Origin of the sequence: Enterobacter quasiroggenkampii, assembly GCF_043972695.1 — a bacterium.
GTDB classification, from domain to species: Bacteria; Pseudomonadota; Gammaproteobacteria; order Enterobacterales; family Enterobacteriaceae; genus Enterobacter; species Enterobacter quasiroggenkampii.
Window position 1 is genome coordinate 1,890,481 of the sequence record NZ_CP143745.1, and the last position, 17,438, is coordinate 1,907,918.

Below are 17,438 nucleotides of genomic sequence, written 5' to 3' on the forward strand. Positions count from 1 at the left end.
AAAAGTTTGTATCATTGCCAAAATTAAAAAGGTGATAAAAAAGGAAAGCGATCCCGCGCCTGGCCACTGAAAAACCTGAGAATTACCCGTCATTCCTCGCCTTCCTGTAAATGTTACAAAGCACTACCAATTATGTGCACTTCGTCATAATCCTGACTTTTGCCCGCTGAAAAGCATTGATAATTCGCGTCGCGAAAAATAACCTAAAGACGGTAGTTAATTCGAGGGTATTTAAAACTACCCCTGACCATTTGGTCTTTTTTATTTACGCCGTTTCAGGCGTTTTAATTCGTCAAAGAGGAATAATCTATGCGTACGTTCAGTGGCAAACGTAGTGCGCTGGCGCTGGCTATTGCCGGTGTGACAGCAATGTCGGGCCTGGTGATTGCGCCAGAGGCAAAAGCAGCGGGTTTCATCGAAGATTCTACCCTCACGGGCGGTATTTATTACTGGCAGCGTGAGCGTGACCGTAAAGACGTCACTGAAGATAAATACAAAACCAACCTCTCGCACTCCACCTGGAACGCCAACCTGGACTTCCAGTCAGGCTACGCCGCGGATATGTTCGGTCTGGATATTGCCGCGTTCACCGCGATCGAAATGGCGGAAAACGGCGACAGCGGCCACCCGAACGAAATCGCCTTCTCCTCCAGCAACAAAGCCTATGATGAAGACTGGTCCGGGGATAAGAGCGGTATCAGCCTTTACAAAGCCGCAGCGAAATTCAAATACGGCCCGGTCTGGGCGCGTGGGGGGTATATTCAGCCAACTGGCCAGACGCTGTTAGCCCCACACTGGAGCTTTATGCCGGGTACCTATCAGGGGGCGGAAGCAGGGGCTAACTTTGACTACGGCGATGCGGGTGCGCTGAGCTTCTCCTATATGTGGACCAACGAGTACAAAGCACCGTGGCACATTGAGATGGACAAGTTCTACCAGAACGACAAGAAAACCAAGGTCGATTACCTCCACTCGCTGGGGGCGAAATACGACTTCAAAAACGATCTGGTTCTCGAAGCGGCATTTGGCCAGGCGCAAGGGTATATCGATCAATACTTTGCCAAGGCCAGCTATAAGTTCGATATCGCGGGTAGCCCGTTGAGTACCAGCTACCAGTTCTACGGTACGCGCGACAAAGTCAGTAACGGTGGTGTCAACGACATCTACGACGGCACCGCGTGGCTGCAGGCGCTCACCTTTGGCTACAAGGTCGGTCAGGTTGATTTGCGTCTGGAAGGTACATGGGTGAAGGCGGAAGGGCAGCAGGGCTACTTCCTGCAGCGTATGACCCCGACCTACGCCTCCTCCAACGGTCGTCTTGATATCTGGTGGGATAACCGCTCCGACTTCAACGCCGACGGTGAGAAAGCGGTCTTCTTCGGCGCAATGTACGATCTGAAAAACTGGAACCTGCCTGGCTGGGCGGTGGGCGCGTCTTACGCTTACGCCTGGGATGCAAAACCTGCCGACATGGCAACACCGGATGCTTACTACGATCCAAACTATCGCCTGAAAGAGTCTTCCTACAGCCTGGATGCAATCTATACCCTGCAGGATGGCCGCGCGAAAGGCACGATGTTCAAACTGCACTTCACCCAGTACGACAACCACTCCGATATCCCGAGCTACGCGGGCGGTTACGGCAACATCTTCCAGGATGAACGTGACGTGAAATTCATGGTTATCGCACCGTTCACCATCTTCTGATGAATCGTCCGGCGGGTCAGCTCCCGCCGGACCGGAGACTGCATATGATGAAAAAAATCGTAATCGTCGCGCTATTGGCATCGGGGCTGGTGGCGTGTGCCCAGACTCAGGCACCGAAAGAGGACTCCCGTCTCAGGGAGGCCTACAGCGCCTGTATTAATACTGCGGAAGGCTCGCCGGAGAAAATTGAAGCCTGCCAGAGCGTGCTGAATGTGCTGAAGAAAGAAAAAGCGCACGAGCAGTTTGCGACGCAGGAAAATGTCCGGGTGATGGATTACCAGGCCTGTATCCAGGCGCGTAAAACCGGTAACGATCAGGAAGTGGCGAAGCGTTGCGACAAGATCTGGAACGAGATACGCAATAACAATAAATAAGTTGCTTTACGCCCGGTGGCGCTGCGCTTACCGGGCTTTTTTTCAGGCAAAAAAAAGCCAACCTTGCGGCTGGCTCAGAGTATGAATACTCGCTTATTTTGCGTCGTGCGCGTGGTCATCTTCACGGCAGTCGCCTTCAGCGCAGTGACCGTAAAGGTACAGGCTGTGGTTGGTGAGGCGGATACCGTGACGCGCGGCGATTTCACGCTGACGCGCTTCGATGGAATCATCGCTAAATTCAATGACCTTGCCACAGTCGAGGCAGATCAGGTGATCGTGGTGCTGCTGCTGGGTCAGTTCGAATACAGATTTACCGCCTTCGAAATTATGACGGGTGACAATGCCCGCGTCATCAAACTGGTTCAGCACGCGATAGACGGTAGCCAGCCCAATCTCTTCACCCATGTCGATAAGACGTTTATAAAGGTCTTCCGCACTGACATGGTGATTGTCTGGACCCTGAAGCACTTCGAGGATTTTTAACCGAGGAAGCGTAACTTTCAGGCCAGCCTTCTTTAATGCGGTATTGTTGTCAGTCATGCGGAATCTGTCCTGTTGCTAAACGATTCACTTCTGTAGGAAGTGACAGAAAATGCACCTGGGATAATGCGTCTCATTATAGAACTGCCATGGCTAAATGAAAACTGCAAGTCTCAGGCAAAATATGCTTATAAAAATGGGGTATCACCAACAAACTTGCTCGATGGAAAACCACATTTATCAGGGAGACATTGTACAGGTCTGGGCGAAAAAGTTAAAAGATTGTAGCAATTAATTTAATCGGTTTGACCTGGTGCACGGGCGCAACCGCCGTTGCGCCGCGAGAAAAATCAGGCGTTAAGAATATCGTCCAGGTGCAGTTCTTCACGGATCTGCTTAACCCATTTCTCAACGCGCTCTGCGGTCAGTTCTGGCTGACGGTCTTCGTCGATGGCCAGGCCCACGAAGTGATCGTCATCGGCCAGTCCTTTAGATGCTTCGAAGTGGTAACCAGCGGTCGGCCAGTGGCCGACGATCACTGCGCCATTCGGCTCAATGATGTCGCGGATGGTACCCAGCGCGTCACAGAAGTACTCGGCGTAGTCTTCCTGATCGCCGCAGCCAAACAGGGCGACCAGCTTACCGTTGAAGTCCACTTCTTCTAGCGTCGGGAAGAAATCATCCCAGTCACACTGGGCTTCACCGTAGTACCAGGTCGGAATACCCAGCAGCAGAATGTCATAGCCTTCGAGATCTTCTTTGCTGCTCTTGGCGATGTCATGCACATCAGCAACGTCTTTACCGAGCTGTTTTTGAATGTTTTTCGCGATATTTTCGGTATTGCCGGTATCACTGCCAAAGAAAATGCCGATGATTGCCATGAGTAAAATAACCTCTTGAAACTTAATAGTATGGTGGCGCAATTCGGCCACGGATAAGGGCAATAATAGCAGAACTGGCAACCCTGCGGAAACAGCTATCGCGCAGGACTGCACTCTGTGCTACATGAAAAGGGTAATTAAGGGAATTTTCAGACTTATGCCTGGCCGCGCAATGTCTCAAGCTGGGCGATCAGCATCTCTTCAATGAGCTCGCTGCGGCTGATATTTCGCGCCTCGGCCAGCTCGTTAAGTGCATCGACCGCGTCAGCGTTGAGCTTCAGTTCGACACGCTTAAGCCCACGATTTTTATCGCGTTTAAGCTGATTGCGTTTATTGATACGCAGCTGTTCATCGCGCGAAAGCGGATTCGTCTTCGGTCGTCCCGGGCGACGCTCATTCGCGAACAGATCTAGTGTCGTACGGTCCGTTTGTTCTTTGGCCATGATTCTGAGACTTCGGGGGAAACACGCCGCCCTGCTAATGCCCGGGCGATAAGCGCGCCATCATACATCACCAAAAACGGCGCGCCAACGACTGGAAGCCCGCAGCCTTCCAGTCGCTCTCTTTTTAATCAATTTGCAGTATCAGCAAGATAGCGGCGAATGGCGCGCAGTACGGCGTCAGGTTTTTCCGCATGCACCCAGTGCCCGGCTCCGGCAATGACGTGGGCGCGAGCCTGCGGGAATTGCGCCAGTATGGCGTCGCGGTACGCGTCGGTAACGTAAGGGGAGTTACCGCCGCGAATAAAGAGGGTAGGGTGCGGCCAGGCGGGTACGGTTTGCCAGCCCACAATATTGTTGTACTGGTTCCAGAGCACCGGCACGTTAAAACGCCACTGGCCGTCAACAAACGACTTCAGCAGGAACTGCACGACGCCTTCTTCATCAAGATGCTCACGCATGACGGTAGCTGCCTGCTGGCGGGTCGCGACACCCGCTTCGGTGACCGCATTGATGGCGGCAAAAATCTCGTCGTGACGGCGCACGTCGTAATCCACGGGCGCAACATCAATCACCACCAGGCCGTTAATACGCTCCGGGGCCAGCGCCGTCAGGGCCATCACCGCTTTGCCGCCCATTGAATGCCCGATGAGGGTGACCTTTTGCAGATCGTTGGCATCCAGCGTATCCAGCAGATCCTGCGCCATCGCGGCGTAGGTCATCTCGTCGGAACGGCCGGAAAGACCGTGATTGCGCATATCGACCTGTAGGATATCGTGATCGGTAACCAGATCGCGCGCCAGCACGCCCAGGTTATCCAGGCTGCCAAAAAGCCCGTGAACCAGTACGATGGGAGAATTATTGTTCGGCGATTGTGCAGTTTGCGCTCGGGTATTCAATTTCATGGCAAAGTTCTTTTTTTACGTATGTCAGGTTAGGGTATCATGTTGACCATTCTGCCGCCCGGCTGCAAGGTTCCAGTTTAATCTGACTTTTGCCGCCAACCTGGTTTGACGCTATCCGCTGTTGGGATTTGACCTTATAATCCCAATGACTTGTATTCAGATAAGATATCGCACTGGATTAAGATGAAAACAATCGAAGTTGATGACGAACTCTATCAGTATATTGCCAGCCAGACGCGGCATATCGGGGAGAGCGCGTCCGACATTTTACGGCGCATGCTTAAAATTTCCGCCGCTTCACAGCCTGCTACCCCAGTCACCAAAGATGTCGTGTCTCAGCCAAGCGTTGTTGCACAAGCAAAACCTGCCGTGACGCCGGCAAAAGATAAAGTGCGCGCGATGCGCGAGCTGCTGCTCTCCGATGAATACGCGGAGCAGAAAAAGGCGGTTAACCGCTTTATGCTGGTGCTGTCTACACTTTATTCACTGGATAACAAAGCGTTTGCTGAAGCGACCGAGTCGCTGCACGGTCGTACTCGCGTCTACTTCGCGGGCGACGAGCAGACGCTGCTGCAAAATGGCAATCAAACCAAACCCAAACATGTTCCTGGCACCCCGTACTGGGTGATCACCAATACCAATACGGGCCGCAAGTGCAGCATGATTGAACACATCATGCAGTCCATGCAGTTCCCGGCGGAATTGATTGAAAAGGTTTGCGGTACAATTTAACCCTTGCATCAGAAGGACCCGGTAATGGCAAATCACAGCCGTGCAGGCCAACCTGCACAACAAAGCGATTTGATTAACGTCGCTCAGCTGACCGCGCAGTATTACGTGCTGAAGCCGGTCGTGGGCAACGCAGAACACGCAGTGAAGTTTGGTACATCTGGTCACCGCGGCAGCGCGGCGCGCCACAGCTTTAACGAACCGCATATTCTGGCCATTGCTCAGGCCATTGCGGAAGAGCGCGCTAAAAACGGCGTTACCGGTCCGTGCTACGTGGGGAAAGATACCCATGCCCTGTCTGAACCGGCCTTTATTTCCGTGCTGGAAGTTCTGACAGCGAACGGCGTTGATGTGATTGTTCAGGAGAACAACGGCTTCACCCCAACGCCTGCGGTGTCTAACGCCATCCTGGTACACAACAAAAAAGGTGGCGCGCTGGCTGACGGTATCGTTATCACGCCATCCCACAACCCGCCGGAAGACGGTGGTATTAAATACAACCCGCCTAACGGTGGCCCGGCAGACACCAACGTCACCAAAGTGGTTGAAGATCGTGCGAACGCCTTGCTGGCCGACGGTCTGAAAGGCGTGAAGCGCATCTCTCTGGATGCGGCCATGGCGTCCGGCCACGTAAAAGAGCAGGATCTGGTTCAGCCGTTCGTGGAAGGTCTGGCGGATATCGTCGATATGGCGGCCATCCAGAAAGCCGGCCTGAAGCTGGGGGTGGATCCGCTGGGCGGCTCCGGTATTGAATACTGGAAACGTATTGCCGAGCACTACAAGCTGGATCTGACCATCGTGAACGATCACGTCGATCAGACCTTCCGTTTTATGCACCTGGACAAAGACGGCGCGATCCGCATGGACTGCTCCTCCGAGTGCGCAATGGCGGGCCTGCTGGCGCTGCGTGATAAATTCGATCTGGCGTTTGCTAACGACCCGGATTACGACCGCCACGGTATCGTCACCCCTGCCGGGCTGATGAACCCGAACCACTATCTGGCAGTCGCGATTAACTACCTGTTCCAGCACCGTCCGCAGTGGGGCAAAGAGGTGGCTGTCGGTAAGACGCTGGTTTCCTCCGCGATGATCGACCGCGTGGTGGACGCGCTGGGCCGCAAGCTGGTGGAAGTGCCGGTGGGCTTCAAATGGTTTGTTGACGGTCTGCACGACGGCAGCTTTGGCTTCGGTGGTGAAGAGAGCGCGGGAGCTTCTTTCCTGCGCTTCGACGGCACGCCGTGGTCAACCGATAAAGACGGTATCATCATGTGCCTGCTGGCGGCGGAAATCACCGCGGTCACCGGTAAAAACCCGCAGGAACATTACAACGACCTGGCGGCACGCTTTGGTGCGCCAAGCTATAACCGTATTCAGGCCAGCGCAACGTCAGCCCAGAAAGCAGCCCTGTCCAAACTCTCTCCTGAGATGGTCAGCGCAAGCACCCTGGCCGGCGACCCGATTACTGCGCGTCTGACGGCGGCACCGGGTAACGGCGCCTCCATTGGTGGGCTGAAAGTGATGACCGAAAACGGCTGGTTCGCTGCGCGTCCATCCGGCACGGAAGATGCGTATAAAATCTATTGCGAAAGCTTCCTCGGCGCTGAGCATCGTCAGCAGATTGAGAAAGAAGCGGTAGAGATTGTCAGCGAAGTGCTGAAAAACGCGTAAGTGGTTTTCTGGTGCGGGCTGATGCCCTCACCCCGGCCCTCTCCCACGGGGAGAGGGAGAAAACATTAAAAACGGCAACCCTTGGGTTGCCGTTTTGCTTTTACCTAACTGTGCTTATTCTTCAATTCAAACCGCGGTGACACCAGACCGTACAGCGTCCAGCCCATAAAGGTCACCATCGCGCCATACAGCATCGCTTCCTGGCCGGAGGAATAGAGCGCGTAGAAGCTATAGATTGCCCCAATCAGCGCCACGATATTGGCCGCTCGCGCCTTGCGTGGATCAACCTTCGCGACTTTCTGAATAATCACCAGCGCCGCCATCGACAGGATATACGGAATGATATTCGTCACAACCGCCAGGTTGACCAGCACGTTGAACTGGCTGTTCAGCGACGGGCTAATGGTCATCAGCGACAATCCGCTCTGGAAAATGACAATCGCCAGCATGCCCTGCACCGGTGCATCGGCTTTGGTGACGCGGGAGAAGATTTTTGGGAAGTAACCTTCATCAGCCGAGGATTTAAACACCTGCGCGATGGTGAACTGCCAGCCAAGGAGTGAACCGCAGCACGACATGACCATCAGACCCATAATCACTTTCCCGACTTCCGGCGTGAACATCTGCGCGAAGGCCAGCCCGAACGGCGCCGTGGAGTTGGCCAGATCCATGTTCGGAACGATGCCCGCAATGACGTTCGTCGAGACGATATAGATCACCGCCGCGCCCAGCGTACCGCCGAGGACCGCAATCGGGACGTTCTTTTCCGGATTATCAACGACTTCTGCGTTCGCGCAGGCGGATTCCAGACCGAGGAAGGCCCAGAGCGTCATGGCGATAGAAGAGCCGACTGCGCTGAAGAACGGCACATGGTGCGGGTTCCAGGAGTTGGCGTACAGGGTCGGGCTGAACCAGAACCAGCCGATGATGCACAGGCCGACAACCGGAATAATCACGCCCCAGACGGTGATGCTGCTGAGCTGTCCGGTGATACGCGCACCGCCAAAGTTAGCCACGGTGCAGATCCACAGCACGCCGATGGTGGCTAAACCAATCTGTACCGGGCTGAGCGTCGCGCCAAACAACTCCGTACCGTAGCCCACGGCGGAGATGGCAATCGCCACGTTGGCGATCAGCAGTGATACCCCGTAGGTATAGTTGGCCATAAAGTTGCCCGACTTGCCAAAGGCATACTCGGCGTAGCCTCCCATGCCGCCTGACTTGCGGCTGAACATCCCGCACTTGGCAAATGCCCATGCCAGCGCCATTGAGCCTACGGCGGTCACCAGCCAGGAGATAATCGAAATGGTTCCTACTTCGGCAAGCTTGGTGGGCAGCATGATGATGCCGGAGCCCATCATGTTCACCATGGTGAGGATGGTCAGCTGCACCACGCCCATCTTATTGGACTTACTCATAATTTCTCTCCTTTCAGCAGCGCGGGCTGAGCGGCGGGTTGTTTGATGACGTTACAGCGAACCTGTTTACGGCCCTCACACTCCTCGACGTACACACCCTGCAGCTCCGGTGCAAAGCCCGGCAGCAGGTTGATGCCTTCTTCCAGCGCGGTGAAGTAGCGCAGCACGGAGCCGCCCCAGACCTCCCCCGGGACAACGCACAGCACCCCCGGCGGATAAGGTAGGGCGCCTTCCGCGGCGATGCGGCCTTCCGCGTCGCGAAGGGAGACCAGTTCAACCTCACCGCGCAGATAGGCGTAGTTCGCGTCCTGCGGGTTCATCATCACGCGTGGGAAATGGGACTTGCGGAACATCTCTTTCTGCAGCTGTTTCACATTGTGACGGGCGTACAGGTCATGCATCTCCTGGCAGATCTGGCGCAGGGTGTAATCCGCGTAACGTTCCGGATGTTGTTTGTAGAGAGAAGGCAGGACGTCTTTCAGCGGAGCATTGCTCTCAAGCAGTTTTTCGAAGCGCACCAGCTGCGCCACCAGCTGCTGCAGTTTGCCCATATCTTCCGCTGGCGTGAGCAGGAACAGGATCGAGTTGAGATCGCATTTCTCCGGCACGATGCCGTTTTCACGCAGGAAGTTGGCGAGGATGGTGGCGGGTACGCCGAAATCGTCATACTCGCCGGTGCGGGCGTTAATGCCCGGCGTGGTTAGCAGCAGCTTGCACGGGTCGATAAAATACTGATGCTCAGCGTAACCTTCAAAAGCGTGCCAGTTTTCACCCGGCACGAAGTGGAAGAAGCGCAGATCGGTCGCAATCTCCGCCGTGTCCCAGCTTTCCCACGGACGACCCTCCACCGTCTCCGGCACGAAGGGGCGCAGATACCGGCAGTTCTCCAGGATTAGCTTACGCGCTTCAATACCGTTCACCACGCAGTCCATCCACATGTTGCGGCCGCTCTGGCCTTCATGCATACGGGCGTTGATGTCCAGCGCGGCAAACAGCGGATAGAACGGGCTGGTGGAGGCGTGCATCATAAAGGCATTATTCAGCCGCTTATGCGGGACATAGCGCTGCTGGCCTTTGATGTGGCTGTCTTTCTTGTGAATTTGCGAGGTCTGGGAGAAGCCTGCCTGCTGTTTATGCACGGACTGGGTAACCAAAATCCCCGGATCGTTTTCGTTCAGCTCCAGCAGCAGCGGCGAGCAGTCGGCCATCATCGGAATAAACTGCTCGTAACCCACCCAGGCGGAGTCAAACAGGATGTAATCACACAGATGCCCAATCTTATCCACCACCTGACGGGCGTTGTAGATGGTGCCATCGTAGGTGCCCAGCTGGATCACCGCCAGACGGAACGGACGCGCATCGCGCGCACGGCCCGGTGCAACTTCGGCCACCAGCTCGCGCAGGTAATGTTCTTCAAAACAGTGGGCATCAATGCCGCCGATAAAGCCGTACGGATTGCGCGCCGTTTCCAGATAGACCGGCGTTGCGCCTGCCTGGAGGAGGGCACCGTGATGGTTGGATTTGTGGTTATTACGGTCGAACAGTACCAGGTCGCCCGGGGTGAGCAGGGCGTTAAGCACCACTTTGTTAGATGACGAGGTGCCGTTCAGCACGAAGTAGGTCTTATCGGCATTAAAGACCTTCGCTGCATGTTGCTGCGCAATGCACGGCGCGCCCTCGTGAATCAGCAGATCGCCCATTGCGACGTCGGCGTTACACAGATCGGCGCGGAAAAGCCTCTCGCCAAAGAAATCAACGAACTGATTACCGGCAGGATGGCGGCGGAAGAACTGGCCGCCCTGATGACCCGGGCAGTCAAACGCGCTGTTGCCCTGCTTCACATAGTCGACCAGGGCGCGGAAAAACGGCGGGCGCAGCTGGGTTTCATACCGCAGGGCAGCCGCTTCCAGTTGGCGTCCATAAAAGTCGTTGCTGGTGTCTGAATACTCAAATACGCCATGAATGCGCGATAAATAGTCTGCCGGAATGATCTCTTCTTTATGCGTCGCAACAAAAACAGGAATGCCAAATCCGGTGGCTTCTATTTCCTCCAGTATGCCGTCGGTAATATCACTGACCGCCAGCACAATAGCGGCAACGTCGATATAATCAGAGGTTCTGACATCCACCAGTTCACGCTGGGTGGTAAAGCAATCCGGGCATGCACGGCTGGCTGCGATTTTTAAACTTTTCATCTTTCTCTCTTTATTTTAGGTAATAAGCGTCCCTCGATTTCTTGCAAGAAAGAAATCGATAATTTTCCGGAAAAAAAGCAAAGGGTGGCCGCTGATTAAAATCAGTACATTGCTTTTTTGATGATTGAAATTCAGTCCGCCCGGTGCGGATGAGTCTGAATCAAAATGAATGAGCGCACGAGTTCACAGGCAAAAGCCTGTAAAATAAGATGTTTCAGGATAACCTGTAAGCGAGTGCGCCAGAAGTCGAAGGACTACCGGGCATTAAAGAGATGAAAGTCAAAGCAGTTTCGGTGGGCAAACATCATGATATGTGTTGTCCGCCTTATATGGGGCATTAAACGATTGTTGTTTTCCATGATTCATTTTCCTTTCAGTAATTGAAAGCACGGTCATTTTATCCAGGAAAAGGCGATTAACTGTGAAGAAGATCACCGTTAACCGATCATTTCAGAAATAAATAGTCGTTTTTTGATGAATATCGCAGATCAAAACTCTGATTTGTTACCGATGAGTTAACAGGACGTTTTATCAATGTTTTAAATGGACATAAATAATCCAAAAAACACTGACTGGATTATTTTTGATATATTTTCTGAGAGGTTTTTATTTTAATTAAAAATAAAATGAATAGTTATTCAGAGCATAAACCGATAACCGATACCGGTTTCAGTTAATAAATGGCGAGGGCGAGCGGGGTCGACTTCGAGTTTCTGACGAAGGTGTCCCATATATATGCGTAAATAGTGACTATGTTCCACGGCGTTGGGTCCCCACACCTGACTTAACAGCTGGCGCTGGGTGAGAACCTTACCGTGATTGTTAAGCAGCACGGCGAGCAGGCGAAATTCAATGGGCGTGAGGTGAATTTCCTCTTCGCCGCGCACAATGCGCCGCGCGGCCAGGTCAACCCGGATATCCCCAAACGTGTAGGTTGGATCGGCAGGCGTGGTGGCGCTGTGGCGACGCAGCGCCACGCGAAGGCGAGCCTGTAGCTCGCCGATACCAAATGGTTTAATCAGATAGTCATCCGCCCCGGCATCCAGCGCGGCGATTTTATCCGTCTCTTCCGTACGGGCGGAGAGCACGAGGATCGGCATCTGGCTCCACTGCCGGACTTCACGAATAAAATCGATGCCGTCGCCGTCCGGGAGTCCAAGATCGAGGATCACCAGGTCCGGCTTGCGGGTGGCGGCTTCAATTAAACCCCGCTGAAGCGTACCCGCATCATGGACGCGCAGACCGTCTCCTTCCAGCGCAGCGCGCAGAAAACGGCTAATGGCGATCTCATCTTCAACAATCAGAACGTTGATCACAAATCCTCTGGTAATTCATTAAGTTCTGGCGGGGTTTCCAGAGGAAGTGTAACACAAAAACGTGCGCCGCCTTCGGGACGATTCTCTGCGGAAATGGACCCGCCGTGGACGTCAATGATCGCCTGACATATTGCCAGCCCCAGCCCCACGCCCGGAATGGCCGACTCCTTATTGCCGCGTGCAAATTTCTCGAAAATAGCCAACTCCTGCCCGGCTGGAATGCCGGGGCCGGTATCCCAGACGTTAAGGCGAAGCGTGCCATCTTCCACTGTCGCATCCACCCCAATCTGAGCACTGGCACCCGCATATTTGGCGGCATTTTCCAGCAGGTTGATCAGCACCCGCTCGAATAAGGGCCCATCAACGTGAATTAAGGTCAGGGGCTCGGGCATGTTCAGCGCAATATGTCGCCCGCCCAGGCCCGGCTCGAGCATTTTCAGCGCGCTGCCCACCACCTCTTCCAGCGTTAGCCACTCTTTTTTGAGGTTAAATCCGCCTGACTGGATACGCGCCATGTCGAGCAGGTTATTCACCAGGCGCGTGGTATTCAGCACGTGCTGGCGGATCTCGCTGGCCTGAAGGGCATGTTTAGAGCCTTCCGCCGCCAGGTCCAGCGTCAGAATTTCTGACTGACCAAACAGGACGGTGAGCGGGGTACGCAGATCGTGAGACAGCGCCGCCAGCAGCGAGTTACGAATGCTTTCACGCTCGCTCGCCAGCCGGGCCTGTTCCTCGCTGGCGGTGAGGGCCAGTCGTTCCAGCGCGCTGGCAACCAGCAGCGTAAACGTCTCCAGTAAACGCTGCTGTTCGGGGATCATCAGCTGGCGCAGGTTGGAAGGCTCCACGATGACCAGCCCCTGATTTTTATCGGCACTGCGCAGCGGCAGAATTTGATAGGGCACGCCGGGGAGGGTGTCCGTCCCCGCGCCCGCCGGTAAGCCTTTGTCAAAGCTCCAGCGTGCGATGGCCTCGTCCCAGGGCGTCATGCCGGTGGCCGAGGTCAGCGGGCGCAGCTTACCGTGTTCGTCCGGGAGTAAAATCAGGTTGCTGGCATGAAACGTCGAGCGAATAAACTGCTCGCTGGTCTGCACGATATCCAGCGGCGTACGGCCCACCGCCAGCGATTTCGACATCTCGTAGAGATGACGCGTACGCTGTTCGCGATAGCGGGCGATACGCGCCTGATAGCGCACGCCCGCCGTCAGATTCCCGATCACCAGCCCGACGGTGAGCATCACCGCGAAGGTGAGGATGTACTGTACGTCCGAGACGGCCAGCGTCCCGCGGGGGGCAATAAAGAACAGATCGAAGCTGATGACGTTAACAACCGTCGCCAGGACCGACGGCCAGCGGCCGTAAAAGAGCGCCACCACCACCACGCCCAGAAGGTAGATCATCACCAGGTTAGCGGCATCAAACGCAATCAGCCACTGGCTGGCAATCACGGTAATCAGGGTGCAGAGCACGACGGCGACAAGACAGCCGCGAAGCTGAATGCGCCATTTATCGCTGAAGGTGCGGCTGTCCGGCGCACGATTGGGTAAGGGGGTAGGTTTGTCGTCCAGCGCCACGATCACCAGATCCAGATCCGGCGCACGACGGGCCAGCTTGTCGGCAAAGGATTCGCGGCTAAACCAGCGGCGATGCTGGCGACGGCCGATGACAATTTTCCCCAGGTTATGCTCGCGCGCGTAGCGCAGAATGGCTTTATCTTCCTGCGGATCGGAAAGGGTGGCGGTTTCCGCGCCGAGCTCCTGCGCCAGGCGCAGCGAACTCAGGATCGCGCGACGCTGGTTTTCGGGCAGCGCGTGCAACTGCGGCGTTTCGACATACACCGCATGCCAGACGCTGCCAAATTTGGCCGCCAGGCGCGCGGCGGTGCGGACAAGTTTTTCGTTGCCGCTGCCGTGGCCCACGCACAGCAGGATAGCATCTCGCGTGTGCCAGACGCGTTCCTGGCCCTGCAGGTCCCGCCAGGCGCGCATCTGATCGTCCACCCGGTCGGCGGTTCGGCGCAGGGCCAGCTCGCGCAGGGCAATCAGGTTGCCTTTGCGGAAGAAATGTTCGATGGCGCGCTCGGCCTGGCCGGCGATATACACTTTGCCTTCGTGCAGGCGCTGGCGCAAATCATCGGGCGGCAGGTCAACCAGCACCACCTCGTCCGCGGAATCAAAGAAGGGGTCGGGCACCGTCTCGCGCACCTGAATGCCGGTCACGCCACTGACCACGTCGTTCAGGCTTTCGAGATGCTGAACGTTAACCGTGGTGAACACATCGATACCGGCTTCAAGTAATTCTTCAACATCCTGCCAGCGTTTTGGATGGCGTGAGCCAGGCGCATTGCTGTGCGCCAGCTCGTCCATCAGGATAAGCGCGGGACGGCGGGCGAGGGCGGCATCGAGATCGAATTCAGTGACTAACCGACCGCGATGGCTGATGCGGCGGGGCGGCTGGGTAGCCAGCCCCTTCAGCAGTGATGCTGTCTCTTTACGTCCGTGGGTTTCAACCACGCCGATCAGAATATCGAGCCCCTGCGCCCGAAGCCGCTGGGCTTCCGTCAACATGGCGAAGGTTTTCCCGACGCCCGCGCAGGCGCCGAAGAAAATTTTCAGTTTGCCGCGATGGGCTTCAGCTGTTTGTTCGAGCAGCCTGTCCGGATCCGGGCGCATGGGCTCGTCGGTCATTTAGTTTTTCCTTAGCGCGTCCAGCGCCAGATTCAGCTCAACAATATTTACCACAGGCATGCCGATGAAGCTGACCAGCGGCTTTTGCGTGTGCTCTGCCACCAACTGGCTCACCTGTTCGACGGTCAGCTGACGGGCAGCGGCAACGCGCGGGATCTGCCATGCCACCGCTGCCGGCGTCAGGCTGTAGTCCAGCCCGCTGGCCGAGGCGGTCACCAGCTCCACGGGCACGTCACGGCTGGCCTGCGGATTCGCGGCGCGCAGGGCTGCTACGCGCTCCGCGACGGCTTTGTCCAGTTCAGGGTTACTGCCCGCCAGGTTGCTGCCGCCGGATGCCATCGGATTATACGGGCTTTCGGCAGTGGCGGAAGGGCGTCCCTGGAAGTAGCGGGCATCCGTAAAGTTCTGACCAATCAGGCGAGAGCCGCGGTTTTCACCATTTTGCAGTATCAGCGAGCCGTTAGCCTGATCCTTAAACCACCACTGGCCCAGCGCGGTGGTCACCAGCGGGTACAGCCCGCCGGTAATGAGAGACAGCAGAATAAACAGAAGTATAGCGGGGCGTAACATGGTCATTTGATTCACCTTTTAAACCAGGCCGAACAGCGTCAACAGCAGGTCGATAACCTTGATACCGACGAAGGGCACCACCAGCCCGCCCAGGCCATAAATCCACAGGTTACGGCGCAGCATGGCGGCCGCCGTGAGCGGCTTATAGCTCACGCCCTTCAGCGCCAGCGGGATCAGGAAGACAATAATCAGGGCGTTAAAGATGACTGCGCTCAGAATGGCCGAGGCCGGAGAGTGCAGGTGCATCACGTTCAACGCATTTAATTGCGGATAGGTCGCGGCAAACGCGGCCGGAATGATGGCGAAATACTTCGCCACGTCGTTGGCGATGCTGAACGTGGTCAGCGACCCGCGCGTCATCAGCATCTGCTTGCCGATGTGCACCACCTCAATCAGCTTGGTCGGGTTAGAGTCGAGGTCGACCATATTGCCCGCCTCTTTTGCCGCCTGGGTTCCGGAGTTCATCGCCACCGCCACGTCGGCCTGTGCCAGGGCAGGGGCATCGTTGGTCCCGTCGCCGGTCATCGCCACCAGACGGCCTTCCGCCTGATACTGACGAATCAGTGCCAGCTTGGCTTCCGGGGTGGCTTCAGAAAGGAAATCATCCACGCCCGCTTCGGCGGCAATCGCCGCGGCGGTAAGACGGTTATCCCCGGTGATCATTACCGTTTTGATCCCCATCTTACGCAACTGGGCAAAGCGCTCCTTGATGCCGCCTTTGACGATATCCTTCAGCGCAATCACCCCGAGCACGCGAGCGCCTTCGGCCACCACCAGCGGCGTCGCCCCCTGACGGGCCACGCTTTCGACCAGACTGTCCACTTCCGGCGGGAAGTGACCATTGTTGGCCTCAATGTGGCGGCGAATCGCGTCAACCGAGCCTTTACGGATCATGCGATCCTGGATGTTGATGCCGCTCATGCGGGTTTGCGCCGTGAAGGGCACGAAGGTGGCGTGCAGGCTCTGAACGTCGCGCTGGCGCAGGTTAAAGCGCTGCTTGGCGAGGATCACAATACTGCGGCCTTCCGGGGTTTCATCGGCAAGAGATGAGAGCTGGGCGGCATCCGCCAGCGTTTTTTCATCCACGCCCGGGGCGGGTAAGAAATCAGACGCCTGGCGGTTACCGAGGGTAATGGTGCCGGTTTTATCCAGCAGCAAGACATCCACGTCACCGGCGGCTTCTACGGCACGCCCGCTGGTGGCGATGACGTTGGCACCGAGCATACGGCTCATGCCAGCCACGCCGATGGCCGACAGCAGGCCGCCGATGGTGGTAGGGATCAGACAAACCAGCAGCGCCACCAGCACCGTGACGGTGACCGCGGTACCACCATAGGCGGAGAACGGCCACAGCGTGGCGGTTGCCAGCAGGAAGACGATGGTCAGGGCCACCAGCAGGATGGTCAGGGCAATCTCGTTTGGCGTTTTCCGGCGCTGTGCGCCTTCCACCATGGCGATCATCCGGTCGAGGAAGGTTTCACCCGGGTTAACGCTGCACTGGATCACCAGCCAGTCGGAGAGAATGCGCGTCCCGCCCGTCACGGAGGCGAAATCGCCGCCGGACTCACGGATCACCGGCGCGGATTCACCGGTGATGGCGCTTTCATCCACCGATGCGCCCCCTTCAATGACTTCGCCGTCGCAAGGGATGATGTCACCGGCTTCCACCAGCACCACATCGCCTTTACGCAGTTCATCCGCCGGAACGTGGTCCATCTGGGCACCGTATTTCGGCTCACGTAACTTGCGCGCGAAGGCGGTTTTTTTCACCCCTTTCAGGCTGTTGGCCTGGGCTTTGCTCCGGCCTTCCGCCAGCGCTTCCGCAAAGTTGGCGAACAGCACGGTAAACCACAGCCACAGGCTGATGGCGCCGGTAAACATCGCATTTCCCGGCATATGGCCCGTTCCCATGGCAATCGCCAGGGCGGTGGTCAGGACGCTTCCCGCCCAGACGATAAACATCACCGGGTTGTGCCACTGCACGCGCGGGCTCAGCTTTTTCACCGCATCCATGAGCGCCTGGCGAACTAATGACGGTTCGAACAGGGCCAGTTGTTTACGACTCATGACA

15 protein-coding genes are annotated in these 17,438 nt (G+C 56.3%); 4 read left to right on the forward strand and 11 right to left on the reverse strand.

Annotated elements, in window-relative coordinates:
• Nucleotides 1–309: 309 nt before the first annotated feature.
• Both chiP and chiQ read left to right on the forward strand, forming a co-directional pair.
• Nucleotides 310–1,707, forward strand: coding sequence for a chitoporin ChiP (chiP, locus tag V1572_RS09025; protein WP_023293022.1), 1,398 nt, complete (start codon nucleotides 310–312; stop codon nucleotides 1,705–1,707).
• 47 nt (nucleotides 1,708–1,754) lie between these two features.
• Nucleotides 1,755–2,081: a ChiQ/YbfN family lipoprotein gene (gene chiQ, locus V1572_RS09030; RefSeq protein WP_045909866.1), complete on the forward strand. Its 327-nt coding sequence runs from the start codon at nucleotides 1,755–1,757 to the stop codon at nucleotides 2,079–2,081.
• 93 nt (nucleotides 2,082–2,174) lie between these two features.
• Here the strand turns inward: chiQ and fur are convergent, their stop codons facing one another.
• From fur to ybfF, 4 genes are all read right to left on the reverse strand, one after another.
• Entirely contained in the window at nucleotides 2,175–2,621 is a 447-nt protein-coding gene (gene fur, locus V1572_RS09035; RefSeq protein ID WP_014169146.1) for a ferric iron uptake transcriptional regulator, read from the reverse strand.
• Nucleotides 2,622–2,911: 290 nt separating this feature from the next.
• Complete coding sequence (gene fldA / locus V1572_RS09040; RefSeq protein WP_008501067.1) at nucleotides 2,912–3,442, reverse strand: flavodoxin FldA; 531 nt, start codon at nucleotides 3,440–3,442, stop codon at nucleotides 2,912–2,914.
• Nucleotides 3,443–3,597: 155 nt separating this feature from the next.
• Nucleotides 3,598–3,885, reverse strand: coding sequence for a LexA regulated protein (gene ybfE, locus V1572_RS09045; protein ID WP_023310772.1), 288 nt, complete (start codon nucleotides 3,883–3,885; stop codon nucleotides 3,598–3,600).
• A gap of 128 nt (nucleotides 3,886–4,013) precedes the next feature.
• Complete coding sequence (gene ybfF, locus V1572_RS09050; protein ID WP_048226102.1) at nucleotides 4,014–4,787, reverse strand: esterase; 774 nt, start codon at nucleotides 4,785–4,787, stop codon at nucleotides 4,014–4,016.
• Nucleotides 4,788–4,970: 183 nt separating this feature from the next.
• On the opposite strand from ybfF, the gene seqA reads away from it, so the two are divergent.
• Together seqA and pgm are read left to right on the forward strand one after the other, a co-directional pair.
• Nucleotides 4,971–5,519 carry a replication initiation negative regulator SeqA gene (seqA, locus tag V1572_RS09055; protein ID WP_008501070.1) on the forward strand — a complete coding sequence of 183 codons (549 nt, stop codon included), beginning with the start codon at nucleotides 4,971–4,973 and terminating at the stop codon, nucleotides 5,517–5,519.
• A gap of 24 nt (nucleotides 5,520–5,543) precedes the next feature.
• Nucleotides 5,544–7,184: a phosphoglucomutase (alpha-D-glucose-1,6-bisphosphate-dependent) gene (gene pgm / locus V1572_RS09060; RefSeq protein ID WP_048026964.1), complete on the forward strand. Its 1,641-nt coding sequence runs from the start codon at nucleotides 5,544–5,546 to the stop codon at nucleotides 7,182–7,184.
• Nucleotides 7,185–7,288: 104 nt separating this feature from the next.
• On the opposite strand, the gene potE is transcribed toward pgm, so the two are convergent.
• The 7 genes from potE to kdpB form a co-directional block, all read right to left on the reverse strand.
• The gene (potE, locus tag V1572_RS09065) at nucleotides 7,289–8,602 is read right to left on the reverse strand and encodes a putrescine-ornithine antiporter (RefSeq protein WP_008501072.1); all 1,314 of its coding nucleotides are present in this window, start codon (nucleotides 8,600–8,602) and stop codon (nucleotides 7,289–7,291) included.
• Nucleotides 8,599–10,797 carry an ornithine decarboxylase SpeF gene (speF, locus tag V1572_RS09070; RefSeq protein ID WP_395299882.1) on the reverse strand — a complete coding sequence of 733 codons (2,199 nt, stop codon included), beginning with the start codon at nucleotides 10,795–10,797 and terminating at the stop codon, nucleotides 8,599–8,601. The genes potE and speF overlap by 4 nt, the downstream gene beginning before the upstream one ends.
• 254 nt (nucleotides 10,798–11,051) lie before the next feature.
• On the reverse strand, nucleotides 11,052–11,156 hold the full coding sequence (speFL, locus tag V1572_RS09075) for a leader peptide SpeFL (protein ID WP_003858645.1): 105 nt from the start codon (nucleotides 11,154–11,156) through the stop codon (nucleotides 11,052–11,054).
• 279 nt (nucleotides 11,157–11,435) lie between these two features.
• A complete protein-coding gene (kdpE, locus tag V1572_RS09080; protein ID WP_008501074.1) occupies nucleotides 11,436–12,113 on the reverse strand; it encodes a two-component system response regulator KdpE in 678 nt (225 codons plus the stop codon).
• Nucleotides 12,110–14,797 (reverse strand): two-component system sensor histidine kinase KdpD, encoded by a 2,688-nt coding sequence (gene kdpD / locus V1572_RS09085; protein ID WP_196364874.1) that lies wholly within the window; start codon nucleotides 14,795–14,797, stop codon nucleotides 12,110–12,112. The genes kdpE and kdpD overlap by 4 nt, the downstream gene beginning before the upstream one ends.
• Nucleotides 14,798–15,373: a potassium-transporting ATPase subunit KdpC gene (gene kdpC / locus V1572_RS09090; protein WP_021241023.1), complete on the reverse strand. Its 576-nt coding sequence runs from the start codon at nucleotides 15,371–15,373 to the stop codon at nucleotides 14,798–14,800. It lies immediately after the preceding gene.
• Nucleotides 15,374–15,385: 12 nt separating this feature from the next.
• Nucleotides 15,386–17,434, reverse strand: coding sequence for a potassium-transporting ATPase subunit KdpB (gene kdpB / locus V1572_RS09095; RefSeq protein WP_008501077.1), 2,049 nt, complete (start codon nucleotides 17,432–17,434; stop codon nucleotides 15,386–15,388).
• Nucleotides 17,435–17,438 lie beyond the last annotated feature (4 nt).

Excerpts from the sequence above, each read along its gene's own strand:
- fur (WP_014169146.1), bottom strand. The coding sequence starts at position 2,621 with ATGACTGACAACAATACCGCATTAAAGAAGGCTGGCCTGAAAGTTACG.
- kdpC (WP_021241023.1), bottom strand. The coding sequence starts at position 15,373 with ATGACCATGTTACGCCCCGCTATACTTCTGTTTATTCTGCTGTCTCTC.
- potE (WP_008501072.1), bottom strand. The coding sequence starts at position 8,602 with ATGAGTAAGTCCAATAAGATGGGCGTGGTGCAGCTGACCATCCTCACC.
- fldA (WP_008501067.1), bottom strand. The coding sequence starts at position 3,442 with ATGGCAATCATCGGCATTTTCTTTGGCAGTGATACCGGCAATACCGAA.
- ybfE (WP_023310772.1), bottom strand. The coding sequence starts at position 3,885 with ATGGCCAAAGAACAAACGGACCGTACGACACTAGATCTGTTCGCGAAT.
- ybfF (WP_048226102.1), bottom strand. The coding sequence starts at position 4,787 with ATGAAATTGAATACCCGAGCGCAAACTGCACAATCGCCGAACAATAAT.
- chiP (WP_023293022.1), top strand. The coding sequence starts at position 310 with ATGCGTACGTTCAGTGGCAAACGTAGTGCGCTGGCGCTGGCTATTGCC.
- kdpD (WP_196364874.1), bottom strand. The coding sequence starts at position 14,797 with ATGACCGACGAGCCCATGCGCCCGGATCCGGACAGGCTGCTCGAACAA.
- pgm (WP_048026964.1), top strand. The coding sequence starts at position 5,544 with ATGGCAAATCACAGCCGTGCAGGCCAACCTGCACAACAAAGCGATTTG.
- speF (WP_395299882.1), bottom strand. The coding sequence starts at position 10,797 with ATGAAAAGTTTAAAAATCGCAGCCAGCCGTGCATGCCCGGATTGCTTT.
- speFL (WP_003858645.1), bottom strand. The coding sequence starts at position 11,156 with ATGGAAAACAACAATCGTTTAATGCCCCATATAAGGCGGACAACACAT.
- chiQ (WP_045909866.1), top strand. The coding sequence starts at position 1,755 with ATGAAAAAAATCGTAATCGTCGCGCTATTGGCATCGGGGCTGGTGGCG.
- seqA (WP_008501070.1), top strand. The coding sequence starts at position 4,971 with ATGAAAACAATCGAAGTTGATGACGAACTCTATCAGTATATTGCCAGC.
- kdpB (WP_008501077.1), bottom strand. The coding sequence starts at position 17,434 with ATGAGTCGTAAACAACTGGCCCTGTTCGAACCGTCATTAGTTCGCCAG.